Source organism: Streptomyces sp. NPDC059957 (assembly GCF_042730015.1).
In the GTDB taxonomy this organism is placed as follows: Bacteria; Actinomycetota; Actinomycetes; order Streptomycetales; family Streptomycetaceae; genus Streptomyces.
The window spans coordinates 18,916-41,842 of record NZ_JBHWMB010000041.1; the positions used below are offsets into that span (position 1 = coordinate 18,916).

17 protein-coding genes, 1 tRNA gene and 1 pseudogene are annotated in these 22,927 nt (G+C 72.0%); 14 read left to right on the plus strand and 5 right to left on the minus strand.

Going from position 1 to position 22,927, the window contains the following annotated elements:
• Positions 1 to 778: 778 nt before the first annotated feature.
• Positions 779 to 1,495 (plus strand): annotated as a pseudogene (locus ACFWBW_RS25560) (IclR family transcriptional regulator C-terminal domain-containing protein); the annotation flags it as partial.
• Positions 1,496 to 1,946: 451 nt separating this feature from the next.
• Here the strand turns inward: ACFWBW_RS25560 and ACFWBW_RS25565 are convergent.
• Positions 1,947 to 3,578 (minus strand): serine/threonine-protein kinase, encoded by a 1,632-nt coding sequence (locus ACFWBW_RS25565; RefSeq protein WP_385376705.1) that lies wholly within the window; start codon positions 3,576 to 3,578, stop codon positions 1,947 to 1,949.
• 199 nt (positions 3,579 to 3,777) lie between these two features.
• Between ACFWBW_RS25565 and ACFWBW_RS25570 the strand changes: the two genes are divergently transcribed.
• The 5 genes from ACFWBW_RS25570 (at position 3,778) to ACFWBW_RS25590 (ending at position 11,536) form a co-directional block, all read left to right on the plus strand.
• On the plus strand, positions 3,778 to 6,915 hold the full coding sequence (locus ACFWBW_RS25570; RefSeq protein ID WP_385376588.1) for an NACHT domain-containing protein: 3,138 nt from the start codon (positions 3,778 to 3,780) through the stop codon (positions 6,913 to 6,915).
• An 85-nt stretch (positions 6,916 to 7,000) separates the two neighbouring features.
• On the plus strand, positions 7,001 to 7,558 hold the full coding sequence (locus ACFWBW_RS25575) for a TetR/AcrR family transcriptional regulator (RefSeq protein WP_385376708.1): 558 nt from the start codon (positions 7,001 to 7,003) through the stop codon (positions 7,556 to 7,558).
• Positions 7,559 to 7,787: 229 nt separating this feature from the next.
• Positions 7,788 to 8,963: an agmatine/peptidylarginine deiminase gene (locus ACFWBW_RS25580; protein WP_385376591.1), complete on the plus strand. Its 1,176-nt coding sequence runs from the start codon at positions 7,788 to 7,790 to the stop codon at positions 8,961 to 8,963.
• A gap of 72 nt (positions 8,964 to 9,035) precedes the next feature.
• Entirely contained in the window at positions 9,036 to 9,776 is a 741-nt protein-coding gene (locus tag ACFWBW_RS25585) for an urease subunit gamma (RefSeq protein WP_385376594.1), read from the plus strand.
• An 80-nt stretch (positions 9,777 to 9,856) separates the two neighbouring features.
• Complete coding sequence (locus ACFWBW_RS25590; RefSeq protein ID WP_385376711.1) at positions 9,857 to 11,536, plus strand: urease subunit alpha; 1,680 nt, start codon at positions 9,857 to 9,859, stop codon at positions 11,534 to 11,536.
• A 41-nt stretch (positions 11,537 to 11,577) separates the two neighbouring features.
• Here the strand turns inward: ACFWBW_RS25590 and ACFWBW_RS25595 are convergent, their stop codons facing one another.
• Positions 11,578 to 12,153: a GNAT family N-acetyltransferase gene (locus tag ACFWBW_RS25595; protein WP_385376597.1), complete on the minus strand. Its 576-nt coding sequence runs from the start codon at positions 12,151 to 12,153 to the stop codon at positions 11,578 to 11,580.
• Positions 12,150 to 12,722: a TetR/AcrR family transcriptional regulator gene (locus tag ACFWBW_RS25600; protein ID WP_385376600.1), complete on the minus strand. Its 573-nt coding sequence runs from the start codon at positions 12,720 to 12,722 to the stop codon at positions 12,150 to 12,152. The genes ACFWBW_RS25595 and ACFWBW_RS25600 overlap by 4 nt, the downstream gene beginning before the upstream one ends.
• Before the next feature lie 253 nt (positions 12,723 to 12,975).
• Here ACFWBW_RS25600 and ACFWBW_RS25605 point away from each other — a divergent pair, with 253 nt between their 5' ends.
• The 7 genes from ACFWBW_RS25605 to ACFWBW_RS25635 all read left to right on the plus strand — a co-directional run bounded on the left by ACFWBW_RS25605 (position 12,976) and on the right by ACFWBW_RS25635 (position 20,842).
• Complete coding sequence (locus ACFWBW_RS25605) at positions 12,976 to 13,989, plus strand: agmatine/peptidylarginine deiminase (RefSeq protein ID WP_385376602.1); 1,014 nt, start codon at positions 12,976 to 12,978, stop codon at positions 13,987 to 13,989.
• Between the two features lie 120 nt (positions 13,990 to 14,109).
• Positions 14,110 to 15,855 carry an ABC transporter substrate-binding protein gene (locus ACFWBW_RS25610; protein WP_385376605.1) on the plus strand — a complete coding sequence of 582 codons (1,746 nt, stop codon included), beginning with the start codon at positions 14,110 to 14,112 and terminating at the stop codon, positions 15,853 to 15,855.
• Complete coding sequence (locus ACFWBW_RS25615) at positions 15,852 to 16,811, plus strand: ABC transporter permease (RefSeq protein ID WP_385376608.1); 960 nt, start codon at positions 15,852 to 15,854, stop codon at positions 16,809 to 16,811. Before ACFWBW_RS25610 ends, ACFWBW_RS25615 begins: the two co-directional genes overlap by 4 nt.
• Entirely contained in the window at positions 16,808 to 17,662 is an 855-nt protein-coding gene (locus ACFWBW_RS25620; RefSeq protein WP_385376611.1) for an ABC transporter permease, read from the plus strand. Before ACFWBW_RS25615 ends, ACFWBW_RS25620 begins: the two co-directional genes overlap by 4 nt.
• Positions 17,659 to 18,708, plus strand: a complete 1,050-nt coding sequence (locus tag ACFWBW_RS25625; RefSeq protein WP_385376614.1) for an ABC transporter ATP-binding protein — start codon at positions 17,659 to 17,661, stop codon at positions 18,706 to 18,708. The genes ACFWBW_RS25620 and ACFWBW_RS25625 overlap by 4 nt, the downstream gene beginning before the upstream one ends.
• Positions 18,705 to 19,616 carry an ABC transporter ATP-binding protein gene (locus ACFWBW_RS25630; RefSeq protein ID WP_385376617.1) on the plus strand — a complete coding sequence of 304 codons (912 nt, stop codon included), beginning with the start codon at positions 18,705 to 18,707 and terminating at the stop codon, positions 19,614 to 19,616. The genes ACFWBW_RS25625 and ACFWBW_RS25630 overlap by 4 nt, the downstream gene beginning before the upstream one ends.
• Positions 19,617 to 19,696: 80 nt before the next feature.
• The gene (locus tag ACFWBW_RS25635; protein WP_385376620.1) at positions 19,697 to 20,842 is read left to right on the plus strand and encodes an agmatine/peptidylarginine deiminase; all 1,146 of its coding nucleotides are present in this window, start codon (positions 19,697 to 19,699) and stop codon (positions 20,840 to 20,842) included.
• A gap of 75 nt (positions 20,843 to 20,917) precedes the next feature.
• Here ACFWBW_RS25635 and ACFWBW_RS25640 read toward each other — a convergent pair whose 3' ends face one another.
• On the minus strand, positions 20,918 to 21,295 hold the full coding sequence (locus tag ACFWBW_RS25640; protein ID WP_327257749.1) for a DUF4440 domain-containing protein: 378 nt from the start codon (positions 21,293 to 21,295) through the stop codon (positions 20,918 to 20,920).
• Between the two features lie 251 nt (positions 21,296 to 21,546).
• Positions 21,547 to 21,631, minus strand: a tRNA-Leu gene (locus ACFWBW_RS25645).
• Between the two features lie 232 nt (positions 21,632 to 21,863).
• Here ACFWBW_RS25645 and ACFWBW_RS25650 point away from each other — a divergent pair.
• The coding region (locus ACFWBW_RS25650; protein ID WP_385376623.1) for a low temperature requirement protein A at positions 21,864 to 22,927 on the plus strand (1,064 nt) is incomplete at its 3' end.

A 22,927-nucleotide genomic window follows, 5' to 3' on the forward strand; every position in this document is an offset into this window, starting at 1 on the left:
GGAGCAGTTTTTGTCCGGGGAGGGGGGGGAAGGCGCCGATCAAAAGGACGGCGGGGGGGGGGGGGGGGCTTGGTGGGGGGGGGGTCCCCACAACGAGACCCGGGGGTGGGCCCTTTCCCCCCCCCCGACCCCCCGGCGCGGCGGAACCCCTGCCCGGCGCCGCACGTTGGGCTGGAGCGACCCCCTGCGCGATCTGCCGCTGGACGCCGATCGGGCCGGACGCGACCTCAAGGCCGCATGTCTGGCCTCCGTGTGCGCCACCGGGGCCCAGGAGCGGCTCGAGGCCTTCGAGAGCGGTGGCCACGCCGACCTGCCCGGAGCCGTGGTCTTCGGCTGTCTGCTGCACCTGGCGGGACTGCGCGAAGGGGCCCGGTTCTGGTGGCAGTTCGCCGCCGGGTCCGGGCGCAGCCGGACCGCGCACGCCGCGTACTGCCTCTTCCTCGACCACTCGCGGCGCGGCGAGCACCACGACGCCCGGGTCTGGGCCCGGGAGTTGGGCCGGCGCCGTTTCCGGCCGAGCGGACGCCGGGAGCTCCGCGAGGTACGGCTGTGCGCGCAGGCGGCCGTCCTGCGCTACGTCGACCAGCTCGACGACCCCGACCTGGGCCCGGTGCCGCTGCCCAGGCCGGGGGTGTCCCGGGCGCTGGACGCGTTCCGGCCGCCCGCGGCCACGCCCCTCCCCCCGCGGCCGGCGCCGCTGGGTGTGGGTCCGCTGCGCCACCCCGCGCTGACGGCGGCGGCCCGCGGGACCGTCGTCCAGCCCGGCGGGGGCGAGGCCCTGGCGGCCGCGCGGCGCGCCCTGGCCGTCGTACGGGTCCTGCAGCGGCGGCCGCTCGGTGTACGGGCCGGGCGACTCGCGCGGGAGGCCGGCCTGGCCGAGGCGGAGCTCGGGCCGCTGCTGTCGATGCTCTGCGAGGAGGAGTACGCGTACCGCTCCGGCGTCGGGGTCTACGCCCCCGGGCCGGCCCTCGACCGGCTCGCGGCCCCGGGCGGCCGGGGTCTGGCGGGCCAGTTGCAGCGCACGCTGGCCCTGGCGCGGGACAGCGCGGGCGCGGCCGTGTACCTGAGCCGGTACGCGGAGGGGGAGGTCCGGATCACCCAGATGGCGGACGGACCCGGCGCCCCGCCGGTGCGGGAGTGGGTGGATTTCCGGGACGCGGCGCACGCCAGCGCGGTGGGCAAGTGCCTGCTGAGCCAGCTCGACCACGACGGCCGCGCCGACCACGTGGCCCGGCACCGGCCCGCCCGGCTCACCGAGCGGACCATCACCGACAGCCGGGCCCTGTTCAGCGCGCTCGACGCGGTGGCCCCGGGGGCCCCCGTCTTCGACCTGCGCGAGTACGCCCCCGGCGTGGTGTGCGCGGCGGTGCCGCTCGCGCTCGGCGCCGCCGGCAGCCTCGCACTGTCACTGCCCGGCGGGCACGCGCACCGGCTGGGCCGGGCCACCGAGGCGCTCCGCCTCAAGGCGGTTCCGGTGCTCCTGGCCCTGCTCCTGGCGGGGGCGATCCCGCCGGACGGCACGGGCGATGCAGACGGTACGGAGCACATGGGCGGTATGGAGGGCACTGGCGGCGCCGGCGGCGCGAACAACTCGGACGGTACGGACGCCATCGACGCCGCATTCGTACCCGACGGCCCGGATTCCTCGTGGGGCCCGGCGGAGCCGGAGCCACTGCCGATGCCGGTACCGGTCACGGCGGAGACCCTGCGCCAGCTGCGAAGCCTCTTCCGGACCCCGCTGACGCGGGCCACGGCCGGCGCGGACGGGCCCCACCTGGTCAGCGACAGCACCTCGGAGGCGGCGTACCTCTTCGACGCCCCCGAGGGCGGCGGAGCCCCGGGTCTGGCGCTCCCGCGCACCTTCGCCCCGCTGGTGCCCGGGAGTCTGCGGCCGACCGACGGGCTCGACGGCCTGGTGGTGCTGCGCCCCTGAACGGGGCAGGCGTTCAGGGGGTGACGGAGCCCGGTGCGCCGGGCACGAAGGTGGCCACCGCGGTGTCGAAGTGACGCTTGGCCTCGGCGAGTTCACCCACCGGGGCGGAGACCCAGATGTCGTACATCCGACCGTTCTGGTCCCAGCAGAGGTCGTAGGTGTGCCGGGCCCCCTCGGCCGGGGTGAACCCGTCCCAGGTGAACTCCCAGAGTGCTGCCGGAAGTTCGTGGTGCGTCGTGGCAACGACCGTTCCGGCGCGGTAGCCGGGGTTGGTGGCCGGGCCGTCGCCGTGCGCCTTCCGCATCACGCCGAGCGGACCGCCGGGCACGGGCATCTTCACCCGGATCCCGATGCGGAAGGTGCCGTCCGGGGAGACGTAGAAGACCCGCTGGTCGTCGGTGGCCCGCTGGTACCCCTCGGGCACGGCGATGGCGAAGCCCTGCGGGTCGGCGACGGCCCTGTATCCGGAGGGCGGCCCGCCCGGGGGCACGCCCACCGCACTCGGGGTGGAGCCGGCCCCGTTCGGGATCGAGGGCGGGATCGCGCTGGCGGTATCGGTCGCGGAGCCCTCGGGGACCGTCACCGCACTCCGCGATCCGTTCCCCGACTCCTCCCCGCCGAGCAGCGAGCGCAGCGGGTCGGCGCCCACCACGACCCCGGCCGCCACCAACACGGCGGCGGCCACGACCAGCCCGAGGCGCAGGCCGGGCCGGACGGCGACGCGCTGCCGGGCTGTCGGACGCGGAGCCACGGCGGGGGCCGTCAGCCCCTCGGAGGCGGAGGCGGAGACGGAGGCGCGCAGCGAAGTCGGCACGCGACCGACCGGTGCACGGTCGGCCGGTACGGGGTCGGCCGGTACGGGGTCGGCCGGCACGGGGCTGCCGCCGCCGGGCACGGGGCTGCCCCCGGCCAGGTACGCAGACAGCAGCCGGGCTGCCTCGGCCGCCGCCATCCTCCGCTCCGGGTCGCGTTCCAGCAGTCCCAGGATGACCGGCAGCAGCGGCCCGGCCTGGGCGGGCGGACGGATCTCCGCGGAGACTACGGCGTGCAGGACGCCGCCCAGCGAATCGCGGCGGAAGGGTGATTCCCCGGTCAGCGCGGTGCACATGAGCGTGCCGAGCGACCACAGGTCGGCGGCCGGTCCGGCCGCTGCGCCCCGCATCCGCTCGGGAGCGGTGTACTCGGGCGAGCCGACGAAGGCGCCCGTCTGACTGATGGTGGTGGTCCCGGAGATCCGGGCGATGCCGAAGTCGGTGAGCACGACCCGGCCGGTCCCCGACTCCATGAGGACATTGGCCGGCTTCACGTCCCGGTGGAGCACGCCCCGGCCGTGCGCCGCGGTCAGGGCGCCGAGCAGGGCGAGTGCGGTCCTGGCCGTCTCGACCGGGGTGAGGGTCTTCCCGGCGGAGATCAGGTCGGCGAGCGAACCGCCGTCGACCAGTTCCATGACGATGCAGGGACGCCCCTCGTGTTCGACGACGTCGTGGACCACGACGATGTGGGGGTGGCGCACGTGAGCCACCGCCCGCGCCTCGCGCAGGGCCCCCGCGGCCACGCCGTCCCCGTCGCCCTCACCCGCGTGCAGTTCCTTGACGGCGACCGGACGCCCGAGCAGTTCGTCGGTGGCCCGCCAGACGGTGCCCATCCCGCCCCGGCCCAGCCGGTCCTCCAGGCGGTACCGCCCGGCCACCACGACACTGCCGCGCACCTCGTCCTGTGCCACCGCGTTCCCCCTCACCCGATCCCCGGGCCATGATGCCGTAGCCCGCTCTCCCGGCGGCCCGAGCCCGGCGCACTCTAGAATCGCGTCGGGGGGCACCGGCACAGCTCTACGGGGGGCACACGTGGAACCCACAGCCATCGGGCTCAAGTTGGCGACGGCAGTGATCGGACCGCTCGTCAGGAAGTTCTTCGTCGCCGACGCACCCGGGGCGGGGCTGGTGGACAAGCCGGTCCGACTCTCCGGGTACGTCTCCTTCAAAGGCGAGAAGCGCACCCTGACCGAGGCCGACGTACGCACCCTGGCAGCCGCTCTCGTCGACCAGGCCCTGAGCACGGGCGAACGCCGGATCCCGGCGGACGAACGCGAAGCCGTCACCGACGCCCTCGCCACCACCCTGCACGCCCTCGGCGACCTCACGATCACGGACGTCGACGCCGTCCGCCTCGGCCCGGACGCCTTCGCCCGCGAACTGCGCCGCGCGGCGGACCGCCCGGAGCGCCACCTCTCCGCCGACGCCACGCACTTCTACGAGGCCCTGCTCGCAGTCGCCTCCCTGCACATCCTGGAGTTCTTCACCCAGCGCAAGACCTTCACGGCGCACGCATTGGTCAGACAGACCAGGGCGATGGACGAACTCACTTCGAAGACGGATGAGTTGATCCGGCGCACTCCGCTCCCCGACGCGGCGGACGTTGCGTTCGAGACGGCATACCTGCCGTACGTGGCGAAGAAGCACTCGAAGCTCACCATCTACGGCATCGACCTGAGCAATTCGCCGACGCGCTGGCCGCTGGACGTGGCCTACCTGAGCCTGGAGGCGGAGCCTCTGGGGCGCACGGGGATCTCCTGGGACGCCTACGAGACCGCGGACGATTTCCTTGCGGTGCAGCGGACCTTGGAATCCCGGCCCGCGGATCAGGCGCTGGCCCGCGCCCCCCGCGTTCTCCTGCGGGGCGAGGCCGGTTCCGGCAAGACCACGCTCGTCCAGTGGCTGGCGGTGACCGCCGCCCAGCAGGACCGCCCGGACCGCCCGGAATACCTCCGCGACCGGATCCCCTTCGTGCTCCCGCTCCGCACCCTCACCCGCCACGGCGAACGCCTACCCGCTCCCAAGGACTTCCTCGCCGCGATCGGCTGCCCCCTCGCCGGATCCCAGCCCGCCGGATGGGAACACCGGGTGCTTTCCGCCGGGCGCGGGCTGGTTCTCGTGGACGGCATCGACGAGATCCCGGAGCCCGAGCGCGAGCGGACCCGTCTCTGGCTGCGGGACCTCATCGACACGTACGACGGCGACAACCGCTGGCTGGTCACCTCACGCCCGTCGGCCGTCGGTCAGGACTGGCTCACGGAAGAAGGGTTCAGGGAACTGGCCCTGTCCTCCATGGGACGCGCCGACACCGCCACCTTCATCAAGCGCTGGCACGCGGCCGCCCGCGACGGGTCCGAGTCCGCAGACGAACTCGATGCGTACGAGGCCCAGCTCCTCACCGCCGTCCGCACGAAGGACGACCTCGGCCTGCTGGCCACCAACCCCCTGATGTGCGGCCTGATCTGCGCGCTCCACCGCGACCGACGGGGCTATCTGCCTTACGGCCGGAAGGACTTGTACGAGGCCGCACTGTCGATGCTGATCAGCCGCCGCGACCGGGAGCGGGACATGAAGGTCCCCGACCTCAGGGAGGAGCCGCAGCTGGAGCTGCTCCAGCGCCTGGCCTACTGGCTGACCAAGAACGGCCGTACGGAGATGGACCGCTCCCAGGCCGAGGACATCATCGGCCGGGCCCTCCCCGCCGTTCCGGAGGCGGCGGCACTGGGTGATCCGTCAGCCGTCTTCGAGCACTTCCTCCAGCGCAGCGGCCTGCTCCGCGAACCGGCCCCAGGGACGGTGGACTTCATCCACCGCACCTTCCAGGACTTCCTGGGCGCGCGGGCGGCGGTGGAGGAGGGCGACTTCGGCCTGCTCGCCGCGCATGCCGCGGACGATCAGTGGGAGGACGTCATCCGCATGGCCGTCGCCCTGGCCCGGCCCCGCGAGAGGGTGACCCTCTTCGAGGGCCTGCTGAGCCTCGGCGACCGCACCAGAGACCGCCGCGTGCATCTCCTCGCCGCCGCATGCCTGGAGCACGCCACGACGCTGGAGCCGGCGGTCCGCGAGGCGGTGGAGGAACGCATCACCGTGCTGATCACGCCGCGCGACACGTTCGATGCCCGCGCCTTGGGCACTTTGGGTCCCCTGGTCCTGGACCTCCTGCCCGGCCCCGACGGCCTGGACGAATCGGACTGCTATTACAGCGTCATCGCTGCTTCCAAGGTCGCGTCCGATGCGGCCATACCCTTCTTGGCCCGCTACTCCGGGCACCCCTCCCTCAGAGTGCGCAGCCAGCTCATGTGGACCTGGTCACGGTTCGAAAACCCCCTGTACGCGGACGAGGTCATCGCACACCTCGACCCGGACGATCTCGACTACAGCATCACCTCCGACGCACAGCTGCTCCATCTGGAGCGTCTGAACCTCCGCGCGGAGTCGCTGGACGTCAGGAAGGGCGTGTCCGTGGAGGCTCTCACGGCACACCTTTCCCGGAACAAGATCACGAAGCTCCAGCTGACGGGTCTCCCGCTGACGGATCTGGAATTCCTGCGGGGCCAATCGGAGCTCACATCGTTCTCCGCCTTCAGCTGCCCCGCGCTCACGGATCTTTCCCCTCTTGGCGAGCTTCCGATCAGCCGCATGGTCATCGAGGGCTCGCCCCATACGGACCTGAGCCCGCTGAACCGGCTTTCAACGCTGACCGACCTGCGGCTCTACGGCGGCGTTCCGCTGGCGGAGGGGGCCGTCTCGGATCAGGACCTCAAGGGACTCTCCCGCTTCGCCGGCCTGACGTACCTCACCCACCTGTCCGACCGGATCTCCGTCGAGGATTGGCAGGAGATGGCAGGGCTGCCCGAGCTCCGGACCCTCTCGCTGGAGGCCGTCTCGCTGGTGACCCTTCCCCCAGACGTCGTCCTGGCACAGGTCACCACCCTCACCCTTTTCGACGACGACGGCGTATCCGCGGCGCAGTTGGTGCTCGATCGGCTGCCGCACGCCTTCCCCGGCCTCGTATCCGCTGTGTACTCGGGGGTACACGCGCCCGGCCTCAACGTCTCCGCACTGGCGGACATCGTCACCCTGGAGGCTTTCGATATCAATCTGCCCACCAGCTTGCTCGAGGGCGTCGCCTCACTGCCCTCCCGCGTCACGTTCTCCCAAGGGCGCTGACCAGACCTTCGGTCCGTCCCGGCCCGCTCCTGCGCCCACCCTCCGGGTAAGGTGTCGGACCGTGGCTGATCGTCGAACGGCAATCATGGAAGGCGCCGCGCGGGTCATCGCCCGGCGCGGCGTCCGCGGCCTGCGCGTGGAGGAGCTCGCGGCCGAGGCCGGGGTGTCCACGGCGTTGATCTACTACCACTTCAAGGACCGCGCGGGGATCCTCCGCGCCACCCTGGAGTTCATCAACGACCGCGCCGGCCGCTACACCACGGACCGCGACCCCGCCGATCCCCCGCTCGACGCCCGGGGCGAGCTGGAGCAGACGCTCCTGCTGGAATTCCAGGACGACCCGGCGGTACGGGAGAACAGCACGGCCTGGGGGGAGCTGCGCGCCAGCGCGGTGTTCGACCCTGACCTGCGGGAAGACCTCGCCGGTGCCACTCGTGTGTGGATCCAGGAAGTGAGCGAGCTGCTCGGGCAGGTCCGCCCCATGGCCACAGCCGGCGCCCTCTCCAGTGCCGCGGAGCGCCTGACCGCTCTGGTGGAGGGGCTGAGCTCGCGCTGGCTCAGTGGCAGCCTGCCCCTGGCGCACGCCCGTGAGCTGATGGTGTCGTCCATCAACGCCGAGCTGGACCGCCTCGCCCGCCCGTAGCCGAGCCGGCCTGACCCGGCCTGACCCGGGCCGGGCCCGTCATGGCCTGATCCGCAGGCCTCGTAGAACCACCTCGTAGAACCACCTCGTGGGACCCCCTCGTAGGACCCCCTCCCCCGCCCGCAGGGATCACGCACGCTCCGCGCCTTGACTGAATTTTCAGTCAGTGACAGAGTTCTGGCCATGGCCGCTCCCGGCCCGCACCCCCACCTGATCCGGAGGCTCCTCGATGCCCGACTCCCCCGACGACAGCCGCTCCTTCCTCGGCCGGTTCTTCGGCTCCTCGCCCTCCCGCAGGATCGTCCTCGGGGCCGCCGGGCTCGGAGCGGCAGGCGTCGCGCTCGGCACCGCGGCCGTCGCCACCCCGGGGGCGGTCCGGTCGCCGAGCAAGGCGGTGCAGCGCTGGCGGGTGGACCTCGACGACGTCCCCCACGCCCGCACCTGGATGTCCTGGCCCTCGCGCTCGTCCATCTGGGGCGGCCGCGCGCTGACCGGGGTCCAAGAGGACATCGCGCTGATCGCGAAGACGATCGCGCGCTACGAGCCCGTCACCATGTGCGCGCCGGACGCCTCCACGGCGGCCACCGCCCGCTCCTGGTGCGGCCCCGGCGTGACCGTGACCACCGCCATCGGCACCGACGACCTCTGGATGCGCGATATCGCACCGGTCTTCCGCCGGGACGGCCGCGGCGGTCTCGACGCGATCGGCCTGAACTTCAACGGCTGGGGCAACAAGCAGACCCACACCTACGACGCCCACGTCGCGGAGAGCATCGCCTACGAGCGTCACCTCCCCTTCAGCAAGACGGACTTCGTCGGCGAGGGCGGGTCGATCGAGACCGATGGCGACGGGACCGTGATGGCCACGGAGAGCAGCCTCGTCAACAAGAACCGCAACCGGGGCTGGAGCCGGGCCGAGGTCGAGGACGCCGTCCTGCACGCGTACGGCGCCGACAAGATGATCTGGGTGCCCGGCATCAAGGGCAAGGACATCACCGACGACCACATCGACGTGACCTCGCGCTTCATCCGCCCCGGCGTGGTCATGGTCCAGGTGCCGCCGGCCGGCCGCGACGACGTATGGGCGCGCGATGCCCGCGAGCAGTTCTCCATCCTCTCCGCCGCCACCGACGCGCGCGGCCGTCGGCTGACCGTCATCAAGGTCGACGGTCCCGACACCGTGCGCTCGAAGAACCCCGAGTTCGTCGACTCGTACATGAACTTCCACGTGGTCAACGGGGCAGTCATCACCGCCCAGTTCGGGGACGCGGCGAAGGACGCGGCAGCGAAGCGGGCCCTGGCGGCCGCCTTCCCCGGACGGACCGTGGTGCAGATCAACGTCGACCGGCTGATGGCCGGGGGCGGCGGCATCCACTGCTCGACGATGGCCGAACCGCTCCCGTAGACCGCCCGTACCGGCAGTACACCGGGGCGGCCCGCCCCGCCGCCCCGCCCTTCACAGATGAGGCCGCATGCGATGCGATTGACACCGACCGAACGGGACCGGCTGCTGATCTTCACGGCGGCGGAACTGGCCCGGGCCCGCCGTGCGCGCGGCGTGAAGCTCAATGTCCCCGAGGCCACCGCGCTGATCACCGACACGGTGTGCGAGGCGGCGCGGGACGGCCGCCGGCTGGCCGAGGCGATCGCGGCGGGCCGCCACGTGCTCAGCGCCGAAGAGGTGCTGCCCGGGGTCCCCGACGTGGTCACCTCGATCCAGGTCGAGGCCGTTTTTGACGACGGTACGAGGCTCTGCGTCATCGACGACCCCTTCCGGCAGGAGGGTTCGCTCGGGGCCGACGCCCCGGGCGCCGGTCTGCCGGGTGACGGCGAGGGCTACGGCCCCGCCGCGCCGACGGTGCGGCTGCCCGTACGCAACACGTCGAGCGTGCCCATCAGCGTCACCTCGCACTTCCACTTCTTCGAGTCGAACCCGCGCCTCGCCTTCGACCGCGCCGCCGCCTACGGCACCCGGCTCGCCGTACCGGCGGGCTCCTCGGTCCGCTTCGACGTCGGAGCCCGTGTCGTGGTGGACCTACTGCCCATCGGCGGGGCGCGCGTGGCCATCGGTTTCGCCGGTCTCGTAGACGGCCCCCTGGACGCGCCCGGCGCGCGCGAGGCCGCCCTGGCCAAGGCCCGGGCCACGGGATACCTCACCTCGTACGAGGGCCCCGCGTCCTCCCACGAAGGACATGCACAAGGACAGGAGCAGGCATGAGCGGCAGCGTCTTCGACTCCGCGGGCTGCCACGGCCGCCCGGGCGCCGCCCCGGCGGACAGCACCGACCCGCACGACTACATGGCCGTCCACGGCCCCCGGGCGGGCGACCGGATCCGGCTCGGCGACTCCGGGCTCATCGTCCGCGTGGAGTCCGATTCACAGAAGCCCGGGGACGAGTTCCTGGCCGGCTTCGGCAAGACGGCCCGCGACGGACTGCACCTGAAGGCCGCCGCCGTCCGCGACACCTGCGACATCGTCATCAGCAACGCCCTGGTCATCGACGCCGTCCTCGGCATCCGCAAGACCAGCATCGGCATCCGCGAAGGGCGGATCCACGCGATCGGCCGGGCCGGCAACCCCGACACCCTCGACGGGGTGGACGTGGTGGTCGGCACCGGGACGACCATCGTCTCCGGCGAAGGCATGATCGTCACGGCCGGCGCCATCGACACCCATGTCCACCTGCTCTCCCCCAGGATCATGGAGGCCTCGCTGGCATCCGGGGTCACCACGATCATCGGGCAGGAGTTCGGCCCGGTCTGGGCGGTCGGGGTCAACTCCCCGTGGGCGCTGAAGCACGCCTTCAACGCCTTCGACGCCTGGCCCGTCAACATCGGCTTCCTGGCCCGCGGTTCCTCCTCGGACCCGGCGCCGCTCGTCGAGGCCCTCGCCGAAGGCGGCGCTTCCGGCTTCAAGGTCCACGAGGACATGGGCGCGCACACCCGCGCCCTGGACACCGCCCTGCGCGTCGCGGAGGAGCACGACGTACAAGTCGCCCTGCACACGGACGGGTTGAACGAGTGCCTGTCCGTCGAGGACACCCTGCGGGTGCTGGACGGCCGGACCATCCACGCCTTCCACATCGAGGGCTGCGGCGGCGGCCACGTCCCCAACGTCCTGAAGATGGCCGGCGTCGAGAACGTCATCGGTTCCTCGACGAACCCCACCCTGCCCTTCGGCCGGGACGCGCTGGGCGAGCACTTCGGCATGATCGTCTCGGCTCACGACCTGAAGGTCGACCTGCCCGGCGACGCCGCCATGGCACGGGACCGGATCCGCGCCGGGACGATGGGGGCCGAGGACCTCCTGCACGACCTCGGGGTCATCGGGATCACCTCCTCCGACGCCCAGGGCATGGGCCGCGCCGGCGAGACCGTTCGCCGCACCTTCGCCATGGCCGGGAAGATGAAGGCCGAGCTCGGCCCGCTGGACGGCGAGGGCTCCTACGGCACGGCGGAGAGCGGCGACGACAACGAGCGCGTGCTGCGCTACATGGCCAAGCTGACCATCAACCCGGCCATCGCCCACGGCCTGGCCCACGAGGTCGGCTCCATCGAGGTCGGCAAGCTCGCCGACCTCGTGCTGTGGTGGCCGGAGTACTTCGGCGCCAAGCCCCAACTGGTCCTGAAGGGCGGCTTCCCGGCGTACGGGGTCACCGGTGACCCCAACGCGTCGACCGACCGTTGCGAACCGCTGGTTCTCGGGCCGCAGTTCGGCGCGTACGGGGCCACCGCGGCCGACATATCCGTGGCGTTCGTCGCGGAAGCGGCCGTCCAGAACGGCGACATGATGCCCACCCGGCGCCGCAGGGTCGCGGTCCGCGGGACCCGGGGCATCGGGCCGAAGCACATGCTCCGCAACAGCCGTACCGGCAGCGTCGACGTCCACCCCGGCACGGGCCTGGTGTCCCTCGACGGGGAGCCGCTGGTCTCCGAGCCGGCCGACTCCATCTCCCTGAGCAGGCTCTACTTCCTCTAGGGGGAGTCTTGTCGATCCGGCCTGATCGGCAAGACACCCCCCTAGGGCGTGTCCCCCGCGGCGTCCGGGCGGAAGTCCAGCATGCAGAACACCTTGTCGTAGCGGCGTTCGCCGACGGCGACGAAGCGGGGCAGCCGCCCGTACTCGGTGAAGCCCAGGGAGGCGTAGAGCCCGAGGGCCCTGATGTTGTCGCCCCGCGCATCCAGCGTGAGGACCTCGATCCCGGCCCTGCGGGCGTCCTCGACGAGGGCTGCGGTCAGCGCCCGGCCGATCCCGAACCCGTGGGCCCCGGCGGCGACCGCGAGCTTCTCCAGGTCCGCGTGCGGCCGGTGCGTCGGGCGGGCGTAGCGCTGCCAGTACCCGAGCCCGACGAGCCGGTCACCGAGGCAGGCGCCGCGCAGCCCCGCGTCCCCGGTCCGTACGGCGGCCACGACGCGGTCCAGCAGCTGCGCCACCTCGTCCGGCCCGGGTGGTTCCACCCAGCCCAGGGCGGCTCCCCCGGCCACCAGCTCGGCCAGGATCCGGTGCGCCGACGCGGCGAACCGGGCCGCCCGTTCCGGGTCGGACACCAGCTCCAGGGCGTCTACGATCACCGCTCCGGCGGCCGGGACGGTCATGCGGCCAGTTCCCCTTCGATCGCGTCGGCGAGGAGCCGGCGCGCGTGGTCCAGGGGCAGCGATCCGCTCAGCCACCGGACGCTGAGGCCTTCGAGGAGGGCCGTCAGGCGTTCGGCGGCGGCCGCGTGCTCGGGGGCCGTGCCGGTGGGGCGGGCCTGGGCGAGGAGGTAGGAGATCTCGTGGACCCAGCTGTGCGTGGCCTTGGCCACGTCCTCGCGCAGATCGGGATCGAATACGGCGCTGGCCCTCAGCTCACCCCAGGCGGTGCTGTTCTCCCGCACCTCCGAGGTGTCCTGGAGCTCGAGGAGCAGGGTCCGCTTCAGCTCGTCGCGGGGGCTCTCCGGACCGTCCGAGCCGTCCTCGCGTTCGGCGGTGTAGCGATCGGCGCGGTCGCTGATGAACTCCAGCGTGCGGCGCAGGATCCCGGCGCGGTCGGTGAAGTGGTAGTAGATCAGCGAGGTGGACACGCCCGCTTCGGCGGCAAGCTCCCCCACCCGGAGCCCGCGCACGCCGCGTCGCGCGATCACTCGCGTGGCGGCTCTGAGTATTTCTGTTCGACGGTCTGACACGAAGGGTCACTCTACCCGTCGGGTCCGTCACCTGGGGCTTTTCCTGACCGTAACATCAGGCACCCGTTTCCGGCGTTAACGCCGTGATCATGCCGATTCACAGGCCCCTCAAGCCCCCTCCCCACCCCGCTCGACACGCGGCGTGACCGATTCCGCATCAGCTTGGCCAGAACCATTGACTGAATTTTCAGTTCGGTGGAGGATGCGGACACCCCTTACAAAACCTGACTGAATTTTCAAACAGGAGTGGATCATGACCAGTTTGCGCATGCCGGCCGAGTGGACGGACCACGAGGGCTGTCTGATGGCGTGGCCGACCCGGCAGGAGCTGTGGGGCGACGTCTTCGACGAGGTGAAGGTCGAGTACGCACACGTAGCCAACGCGATCGCCGCCTTCGAGCCGGTCACCATGGTCGCCCTGCCCGGCAGCGGCGACGAGGCCCGCGCCCTGTGCGGTGAGGGCGTCGAAGTGATCGAGCTCCCGATCGACGACTCCTGGTTCCGGGACTCCGGGCCGATCTTCGTGCTCGGACAGGACGGCCGCCGGGCGGGCGTGGACTTCCGCTTCAACGCCTGGGGCGGCAAGCACTTCCCCTACGACACCGACGACAAGATCGCCGGCGCCCTGCTGGCGCACCTGGGCGTGGACCGCGTCGACTCCCGGATGATCCTCGAAGGCGGCGCGATCACGGTCGACGGCGAGGGCACGCTGATCACCACCGAGCAGTGCCTGCTGCACCCGAACCGCAACCCGGACATGACCAAGCAGGAGATCGAGGCCGAGCTGATCGCCCGCCTCGGTGTCACCAAGGTGATCTGGCTCCCGTACGGCGGTCTGCTGGACACCGAGACCGACGGGCACGTGGACGGCGTCTGCGCCTTCGTCGCCCCCGCCACCGTCGTCGTCCAGCTCCCGAGCGACCCGGCCCACCCCGACTACGAGCGCATGCGCGTCAACCGCGCCGTCCTGGAGGGGGCCACCGACGCCGCCGGCCGCCCCTTCACGATCATCGACCTGCCGCAGAGCAACCTCGTCGAGGTCGACGGCAAGGAGACCGAGGTCGGCTACCTGAATTTCTACATCGCCAACGGCGGGGTCGTCGTCCCGGTCGCCGGCACCTCCGAGGACGAGGGTGCACTCGCCGTCATCGCGTCCGCGCTGCCCGGCCGCAAGGTCGTCGGAGTCCGCTCGCGCGTGATCGCGTACGGCGGTGGCGGCGTGCACTGCATCACCCAGCAGATCCCCGCCGCCGGCCGCACCGTCTGACCGGCTCGCCCCCTTCGCCGTGCCCGGGCCGGCGGCCCGCACCGAGCCCCCGAGCCTCCCTCCTCGCCCCGCTCGCCGCCTGCCCGTACCTCCCCGCCCCGCATGGAAGAGAGAGCACCGATGCCCAGATCCCTTCCCTGGTCCAGAGCCGCCATGTCCTCCGGTCAGGCCAACGCCGAAGACGTCTCCGCCGAAGGCATGGCCACCGAAGGCGTCTCCACCGCCCGCCGGTCCGCCCCCCGCCGGTCCGGCCGGTACGCGCTGCCCGTCGCCGCACTGGCCGCCCTCGGCCTGGTCGCCGCCTGTTCCGGCCCGCCCAAGGGCGACGGGAGCCAGGGCGCGCCCTTCAAGCTGTCCGCCGGCACCCCGGCCGCCGCGGGTGAGATCGACTCCTTCACCTGGGCCGTCTACGCGGAACCGCCGACGCTGGACTACATCTCCGCCTTCGACTACCCGGCGAACACGATCCTGTCGAACGTCTGCGAAAGCCTGATGCGGTGGACCCCGCAGCTCACGACGGCTCCGGGCCTGGCCGAGAAGGCCACCAACCCCAATGACCTGACGTGGATCTACGACCTGCGCCCCGGCGTGCGCTTCCACGACGGCGGCACGATGACCGCCGACGACGTGGTCTTCAGCCTGGGCCGTCAGATGGACCCGGAGAACGGGGCCGCCTGGAACAGCAACTTCTCCAACGTCGAGGCGGTCACCAAGACCGGCCCGCTCCAGGTGACGGTCAAGCTGAAGCAGCCCGATTCGCAGTTTCCCCAGTACATGGCGACCGCCGCGGGCGTCGTGTCCTCCAAGGCCGGGGTGGAGAAGGCGGGCGAGGACTACGGCACCACCGGCAGCCTGGACTGCACCGGCCCCTTCAAGCTGGGCACCTGGAACAAGGGCCAGTCGATCGAGCTCCAGCGCTTCGACGGCTACTGGGGCACCAAGGCCAAGTCCGCGAAGGCCGTCTTCACCTTCCTGACCGATCCCAACGCCCGTACGAACGCACTGCTGAGCGGCGAGGCCGACGGCGGCTACCTGATCCCCACCGAGAGCTACGACCGGCTGCGCGCGAGCGGCGCCGGCACGCTCTACTTCGGCGAGGGCCTCAGCACCGTCAACGTCAACGTCACGAGCATGAAGGGCGCACTCGGCGACGTCCGCGTCCGCCGGGCCCTGTCCCTGGCCCTGGACCGCCGCGGCTTCGTCAAGGCGGGCCTGGGCGGCGCGGGCACCGTCACCAGCTCGCTCACCACCAAGGCGGTCTGGGCCGGGGCCCCCGCCGCCATCCGCGCGTCCGCCTTCGACACCCTGCCCTCTCCCGAGCAGAACATCGAGGCGGCCAAGCGGATGGTCGAGGAGGCCGGCGCCACCGGCAAGACGCTGACCGTGGCCACCAGCTCGATCGGCCAGGACGTCTCGGTGCTGGCCACCGCGGTCCAGGACGCCGGCACCAGGATCGGCCTGAAGATCGAGCTGAAGACCATCGCCCCCAACGCGTTCACCGCGCTGTTCACCGACCCCGCGGCGCGCGAGGGCATCGACATGTTCCCGGAGACGTACTACGACTCCATCACCGACCCGATGGACCTGCTGAGCAACTTCCAGACCGGGGCCTACCAGAACTACGCCGGCTACAGCGACGAGTCCTACGACGCGCTGGCCGACAAGGCCCGCTCCGCGTACGACCCGGCCAAGCGCTTCTCGGCGGCCGCCGAACTCCAGAAGAAGGCCTCCGACCAGGTCCTGTGGATCCCGGTCGCCGAGTGGCCGACCGCGGTCTTCCTGAACAAGCGGATCACCGGCGCGCCCACCACCATCTCCTACCTCTACTCCCCGTGGGCCGCCGGCGTCGGGGCGGCCGCGCGATGACCTTCCTGCGCTTCGCCGTACGGCGGCTGGCCGAGATGGCCGCCACCCTGCTCGGCGCCTCCTTCGTGATCTTCGGCGCCCTGTACCTGGCTCCGGGCAATCCGGCGAGCTTCCTCCTGGGCGGCCGCTCGGCCTCCCCGGAGGCCCTGCAGGCGATCAACGAGCACTACCACCTGGACGACCCCTTCGCGGTGCGGTACCTGAACTGGCTCGGCCAGGTGCTGCAAGGCGACTTCGGCCGCTCGATCACGTACCGCACCGACGTGTCGCGGCTCCTCGCGGACCGGCTGCCCAACACCCTGATGCTGATCTCGATGGCGCTCGTACTGGTCCTCGTGTTCGGGCTGCTCCTCGGCTGGATCGGCGCCGTCCGCGGCGGGGCCGCCGACTCCGCGATCCTGGTGACCACCACCGTCGCCATCGGCACCCCGTCGTTCGTCGCGGCAGTGCTGCTGCAGGGCCTGTTCGCGGTGAAGCTGGGCTGGTTCCCCACCGGCGGCGCCGGCGAGGGATTCGGGCAGATGCTGTGGCATCTGACCCTGCCCGCCATCGCCCTGGCGCTCTACCTGATCGGCATGCTCGCCCGGGTCACCCGGGCCGCGATGCTCGAAGTCCTCGGTCAGGAGCACGTCACGGTCGCCCGCAGCCGGGGCGTGTCCGCGAGCCAGGTCATCCGCCGACACGTCTTCCGCAACGCACTGGGCACCGTGCTCACCACCGGCGGTCTCATCGTCTCCACCCTGCTGGTCTGCACCGTCCTGGTGGAGTCCGCGTTCAGCGTGGGCGGCATCGGCCAGCTCCTCGAACTCTCCACCACCACCAAGGACTTCCCCACCGTGCAGGCCATCTCCCTCATCATGGTCGCGCTGTTCATGACGGTGAACCTCGTCGTCGACCTGCTCCATCCGCTGGTCGATCCCCGGGTCACCCTCGGCCCCGCGAAGAAGGCCTCGTGAGCTCCGTCCTGGTGCGCCGGCCGGGCCTCGCCCGGCTCCGGACCTCCCGCGCCCCCCTCTCCCTGTTCTGTACGGGCTTCGTCGCCGTCGTCGTCCTCGTCGCGCTGTTCGCCCCCTGGATCGCGCCCTACGATCCCAACTCCGTCGACCTGGCGAACGCCCTCGCGGGCCCCTCCGCCGATCACCTCCTGGGCGTCGACGCCTCCGGGCGCGACACCTTCTCCCGGCTGGTCCTGGGCGCCCGCACCTCGCTCCTCGGCCCGCTCGGCGTGGTCGCCTTCTCCACCGTGGCCGGCGTGGCGATCGGCACCGCCGCCGCCTGGCGGGGCGGCTGGCTGGACTCGGTGCTCTCCCGCAGCACCGAGCTGGTCTTCGCCTTCCCCGGCATGCTGCTGGCCATCCTGATCGTCTCGGTCTACGGCGAGGGCCTGCTCGCCCCCGTCATCGCCCTGGCCATCGCCTACCTGCCCTACGTCAGCCGGCTGACGCGCTCCCTCGTACTGGCCGAGCGCACCCGCCCGTACGTGGAGGCGTACCGGGTGCAAGGGCATTCCGGGGCGCAGATCTGCCTGCGCCACGTGGTCCCCTCCATCGCCCCGGTCGTCCTCGCCCAGTCCGCGATCAACTTCGGCTACGCCCTGATCGACCTGGCCGGCCTCGCCTTCCTCGGGCTGGGCGTACCGGCCCTGACCCCCGACTGGGGCCGCATGGTCTTCGACGGCAACGCCGCCGTCCAGGCCGGCTACCCGCTCGCCTCGATCGTGCCGTGTGCGGCCATCGTGCTGACCGTGGTCGCCTTCAACGTCGTCGGCGAGTCCTGGGCCGACAAGGTCGCCAGGAGGGACCGATGAAAGCACCGAAGGCACCGAAAGCGCCGGCGTCCACGGCATCACCCACACCGCAGGCGTCGCTGAACACCCTTGAGATCGAGGGTCTGCGGCTGCACCTGCCGGGCGCCGTTCGGCCCGTCCTCGACGGCGTCGGGCTCACTGTCGGCCCCCGGGAGACCGTGGCCCTGGTCGGCGAGTCCGGCTCGGGCAAGAGCCTGACCTCGCGCAGCGTGCTGCGGCTGCTCCCCGACGGAGCCCGGACGGAGGGTGAGGTCCGGGTGGCCGGGGAGGACGTACTCACCATGTCCCCCGGGCAGTTGAGGGTGCTGCGCACCAGCACGGCGGCCATGGTCTTCCAGGACCCCCGGGCGGCGGTCAATCCGATGCGCCGCGTCGGCGACTTCCTCACCGAGAGCCTGCGGCTGAACGCCAGGGCGAGCAGGACGGTCGCCGAGGACCGGGCGGTGGCGATGCTGGAGGCCGTCGGCCTCACGGCGGGCGCCCTGCGCAAGTACCCCGGGCAGCTGTCCGGCGGCATGCTGCAACGGGTCGTGATCGCGGCCGCGTTGATGGGCGATCCGGCCCTGATCCTCGCCGACGAACCCACCACGGCACTGGACGTCACCACACAGGCCGAGGTGATCGGCCTCCTCGGCGATCTGCGCGAACGCTTCGGAACGGGGCTGCTGTTCGTCACGCACGACCTCGGCCTCGCCGCCGCGATCAGCGACAGGGTGTACGTGATGTACGCGGGCCGGATCGTGGAAACCGGCCCGGCCGACGAGCTGTTCGCCCGGCCCCGCCACCCGTACACGGCGGCCCTGCTGAACTCCACCCCGCGCCTGGACGCGCCCCGCGGGCGGCTCGCCGCGATCGAGGGCCGGCCGCCGAGCCTGCGGGAGGAGCTGAGCGGATGCCCCTTCGCCGCGCGCTGCGTGCTCGCGACCGACGTGTGCACGCGTGAGGCGCCAGCCCTGCTCCCGGTCGCCGGGGAGCCGGACCGGCTCGCCTCCTGCCACCACGGCGAGCTGATCGCCGAGCAGGAACGGAAGGAACTCCACCCATGAGCACCCCCATTGGCGCGAGCGCCGACACCACGACCGGCACGGCGGGCACGGCGGGCACGGCGGGCACGACCGGCACCGCCGACACGGCCGCCACCGCCGACACGGCCGGCACGGCGAAGACCGTCCTGGAGGTCCTGGGCCTGTACCGGACCTACGGGAGCGTCCGGGCCGTGGACGACGTGTCGTTCCGGCTGGCCGAGGGCGGCTCCCTGGGCATCGTCGGCGAGTCCGGTTCGGGCAAGACGACCACGGCCCGCATCGTCGTGGGTCTGGAACATGCGGACGAGGGCCGGGTCCTGATCCACGGCCGTGACCGGGGCGAGCACGCGCGCGGCAAGGCGCGCCGCCTCGCCCGGGCCCGTGAGGTCCAGATGGTCTTCCAGGACCCCTTCCTGTCCCTGGATCCGCGCACCACCGTGGGCGCGGCCCTGCGGGAGACCCTCGCCCTGCACTTCCCCGGCGCGGACCACGCGCACCGGATCACCGAACTGCTCGAGCAGGTCGGCCTCGGCTCCCGCGAGGCGGACGCGCTGCCCCGGCAGCTGTCGGGAGGGCAGCGCCAGCGCGTCGCGATCGCCCGCGCCCTGGCGGTCGAACCGGCCGTCCTCGTCCTCGACGAGGCGGTGGCCGCCCTGGACGTCTCGGTGCAGGCGCAGATCCTGAACCTGCTCTTCGACATCCGCGAACAGACCGGCGTCGGCTACCTGTTCATCACCCATGACCTCGGCGTCGTGCGCTGCGTGACCGATGACGTGATCGTCATGCGCAGCGGCCGGATCGTCGAGTCGGGCCCGACGCAGCAGGTGCTCGCCGATCCCCAACACCCCTACACGCGCCTGCTCCTGGAGTCCGTGCCCCGCCCGGGGTGGGATCCGCGGGGCATCGCCGCCGCACGTCGCGCGCTGTAAGGGGGCCGTGGGGGCGGCGGCGGCTCCCCACGGCCCAGTGGTCCATCACGCATCCACGTATGACGAAACGGAGTTCAGAGATGAACGAGCACGTCGCACGGAGGCTGGACAGACGAGGGTTCCTGACGGCAGCGGGCGCCGCCGCGGCCGGTTCCGCGCTGGCGGCGGTCGGCGGGCAGGCGTTCGCGGCCGTCCGCCCCTCGGCGGCGAACGCCGCCGAGGGCTTCGCCGTACCGATCGACACCGTCCGGCACACCCGGACGTGGATGGCGTGGCCCGACAGCTCCGCCATATGGGGCCGCGCTCTCGCGGGCGTGCAGGCGAACATCGCGCTCATCGCGAGGACCATCGCGAAGTACGAGCCGGTGGTCATGTGCGCCAACTCCGCGAGCGTGTCGAAGGCGAAGAGCGCCTGCGGCTCGGCGGTCACGGTGATCGGCTCGATCCCGGTGGACGACTGCTGGATGCGCGACAGCGGCCCGGTGTTCCGTACCAACGGGGCGGGCGGCCTGGACGCGGTCGGCCTGAACTTCAACGGCTGGGGCAATCAACAGACCCACGCCAGGGACTCTCTGGTCGCCGGACGGGTCGCCGCCTATGCCGGAGTGGCCTTCAGCACCGCGGGGTTCACCGGCGAGGGCGGCGCGGTGGAGGCGGACGGCGCCGGCACGCTCATGGCCACCCGCAGCTCCCTGATCAACCCGGATCGCAATCCCAACAGGACCCAGGCCCAGCTGGAGGCCGCCATGTGCGCGGCCTTCGGCGCCTCCAAGGTCATCTGGTTCAAGGGCGTCCTCGGCCGGGACATCACCGACGACCACGTCGACGCCACGTCCCGGTTCCTCGAGGCGGGGAAGGGGATGGTGCAGATGCCGCTGGCGAGCGATACCGACGCCTGGTCGAACGACGCGCGCCGGCAGTACCAGATCCTGTCCACCAGCACGAGCGCGCTCGGAAACCCGATCGCGGTCACCCGGCTCCAGGGCCCGGACTACGACAGGATCCGCTCCACCAGCCCCGACTTCGTGGCCTCCTACGTCAACTACTACGTGTGCAACGGCGCCGTGATCTCCTCGCAGTTCGGTCACGCCACCGCGGACGCCGCGGCCAAGCTCACCCTCCAGCGCGCCTTCCCGGGCCGGGTCGTCGAGCAGCTCAACACCGACAGCCTCGGCGCGGGCGGTGGCGGCATCCACTGCGTGACCCAGCAGCAGCCGGTCCCGTAACCGCTCCCCCGCACATCCGGTCCCCCGCCGCCCGCGGGGGACCGGATCGCCCTGCGGGGCTACTGAGGTACGGGGCTACGGAGCTACGTCGTCCCAGGCCATCGCGCTCATCCGCCAGCCCTCGGGAGTCCGTACGTACTGGGTGGTCTTGTGGCCGGTGCCCTCGAACCACGTTCCGTCGAGGTATCCGGACTTGCGGTACTCGCTGAACCGGTGCGCGACCGAACCGAAGACCTCGGTCCGCTCGGCGACCTCCCATTCGCGGAACTCCGTCAGCGTCCCGTCGGTGAGGATCTTCTCCCGCGGCTCGATGAAGCCGTCGAGGTCGTAGATCACCGGCTCGGCCCCGACGTTCTTGATGATCATCCCCTGGGGGATGAACACCTCCCGGACGGCGCCCAGATCCGGCCGCCCGCCTCCGGCGTTGGTGAACGCCCCGAGGAAGATGCTCATCAACCGGTCCAGCTCGGCCTTGACTTCGGACACGCGTACCCTCCCGAGAGCGAAGATTCCCGGCCGATCTTCGCCCACCCCCCGCCACCAGGGCAATGGCCCGGGCGGCCCCGCCACCGCCGGCGCCACTCCCCGTCCGCGTGGCGGACGGATGCCCGGGTGAGCGCCAAGGGCGTCCGCATACAACGAAAGAGCCGGTCGAAGCGAAGTTCCGTCTCTTTGACCCGCCCTTTTCGGTCTACTGACCTCTGTGTCCGAGGGGGGACTTGAACCCCCACGCCCGATAAAGGGCACTAGCACCTCAAGCTAGCGCGTCTGCCATTCCGCCACCCGGACTAGGTGGTCGGCCCCGGTTTCCCGCGGCGACATGGACAACAATAGCAAAGGTTCGGCGGGGTTCCGACCAGGTATTTCGCCCGGCCCGAGTCCGACGCGCCGCGCTGACCTGCGGGCATGCCCGGGGTGGACGGGCCTGCCCGTCTCGAGACGTTGCGTCTCGCGAGCCGCGGCCCAGGGGGCGGCCCAGGGCTACGCGTACCTGACCAATCAGGTGCCGCCCGACCGGCCCGTGCGCCGCTTGCTGATCCTGCTCGCCATGGGGGCGTTCCTGGTGTGCGCCCTGGCCGTGCCGACGGCCTTCGGGGACGGCGGGGTCGCCTTCGGGCTCGGCTACCTCGTCGTCGTGATCACGCACAGTGCGCTGTACAGCCAGGCCCACGGGCGCGGGGTGCTGTGGTTCGCGCTGCCGAACGCGCTGTCCGCGCTCTCGGTGACGGCCGCCGGGCCGTTCGACGGGGCGGCGGCCCTCGGGCTGTGGGGCCTGGCGCTGCTGTTCCAGTTCGTCACGCCCGCCATCTCGCGGCGGGCGACGGCCTCGGGGGCCGAAGCCGCCGAGGGGACGACCGTCGAGGAGCAGCTCGGCGGGATCGGCGCCGCGCACTTCGTGGAACGGCACGGACTGCTGCTGATCATCGTGTTCGGCGAGTCGATCATCGCGGTCGGCATCGGTGTGGGCTCGCTGCCGCTGACCTTCGGGATCGTCGTCGGCGCGTTCCTGACCCTGGCCGTCGGGGCCGCGCTGTGGTGGATGTACTTCGTCCGCGACGAGGGGCGCGCCGAGCACGTCTTCTCGGGCTGTCCCCCGGACCGGCGTTTCAAGCTGGCGCTGCGCGCGTACTACTACTGCTTCATCCCGATGCTGCTGGGCATCGCCACCTTCTCGGCGGGCGTGAAGAAGAGCATCGGGCACCTGGGCGAGCAGCTGCCGGCCGGACCCGCCCTCGCGCTCGCGGGCGGGGGCGCCTGTTATCTGGCCGGGGACGTCGCCTTCCGGCTGGTGCTGGGGATCCGGCCGGTACTGTTCCGCGCGCTCGCGGTGGTGCCCGTACTGGCGACCGCCGCGGCGGGCATGCGGATCGGCGCGGTCTGGCAGCTGACGGCGCTGGTCCTGGTGCTCGTGGCCGCGCTGGCGGCGGAGTCCCGCCACGGGCCCTGGCCCGGCAGGGGACCCGAAGGCGGCCGAGGCCGCGGGGGGGGGCAGCGCTGGATTTGGGCCCGGTGTTCCGGGGGGATTCGTGTTTCTGGGAACCGGGGGTTTCCGGACGATTATGTCCCCTCCAGCGTCGGAAAGGT

Bases quoted from the DNA above. Each gene is read 5' to 3' on its own strand.
- ACFWBW_RS25565 (WP_385376705.1), bottom strand. From the start codon at position 3,578: ATGGGCACCGTCTGGCGGGCCACCGACGAACTGCTCGGGCGTCCGGTC.
- ACFWBW_RS25575 (WP_385376708.1), top strand. From the start codon at position 7,001: ATGGAAGGCGCCGCGCGGGTCATCGCCCGGCGCGGCGTCCGCGGCCTG.
- ACFWBW_RS25580 (WP_385376591.1), top strand. From the start codon at position 7,788: ATGCCCGACTCCCCCGACGACAGCCGCTCCTTCCTCGGCCGGTTCTTC.
- ACFWBW_RS25585 (WP_385376594.1), top strand. From the start codon at position 9,036: ATGCGATTGACACCGACCGAACGGGACCGGCTGCTGATCTTCACGGCG.
- ACFWBW_RS25590 (WP_385376711.1), top strand. From the start codon at position 9,857: ATGGCCGTCCACGGCCCCCGGGCGGGCGACCGGATCCGGCTCGGCGAC.
- ACFWBW_RS25595 (WP_385376597.1), bottom strand. From the start codon at position 12,153: ATGACCGTCCCGGCCGCCGGAGCGGTGATCGTAGACGCCCTGGAGCTG.
- ACFWBW_RS25605 (WP_385376602.1), top strand. From the start codon at position 12,976: ATGACCAGTTTGCGCATGCCGGCCGAGTGGACGGACCACGAGGGCTGT.
- ACFWBW_RS25610 (WP_385376605.1), top strand. From the start codon at position 14,110: ATGCCCAGATCCCTTCCCTGGTCCAGAGCCGCCATGTCCTCCGGTCAG.
- ACFWBW_RS25615 (WP_385376608.1), top strand. From the start codon at position 15,852: ATGACCTTCCTGCGCTTCGCCGTACGGCGGCTGGCCGAGATGGCCGCC.
- ACFWBW_RS25625 (WP_385376614.1), top strand. From the start codon at position 17,659: ATGAAAGCACCGAAGGCACCGAAAGCGCCGGCGTCCACGGCATCACCC.
- ACFWBW_RS25630 (WP_385376617.1), top strand. From the start codon at position 18,705: ATGAGCACCCCCATTGGCGCGAGCGCCGACACCACGACCGGCACGGCG.
- ACFWBW_RS25635 (WP_385376620.1), top strand. From the start codon at position 19,697: ATGAACGAGCACGTCGCACGGAGGCTGGACAGACGAGGGTTCCTGACG.
- ACFWBW_RS25640 (WP_327257749.1), bottom strand. From the start codon at position 21,295: ATGAGCATCTTCCTCGGGGCGTTCACCAACGCCGGAGGCGGGCGGCCG.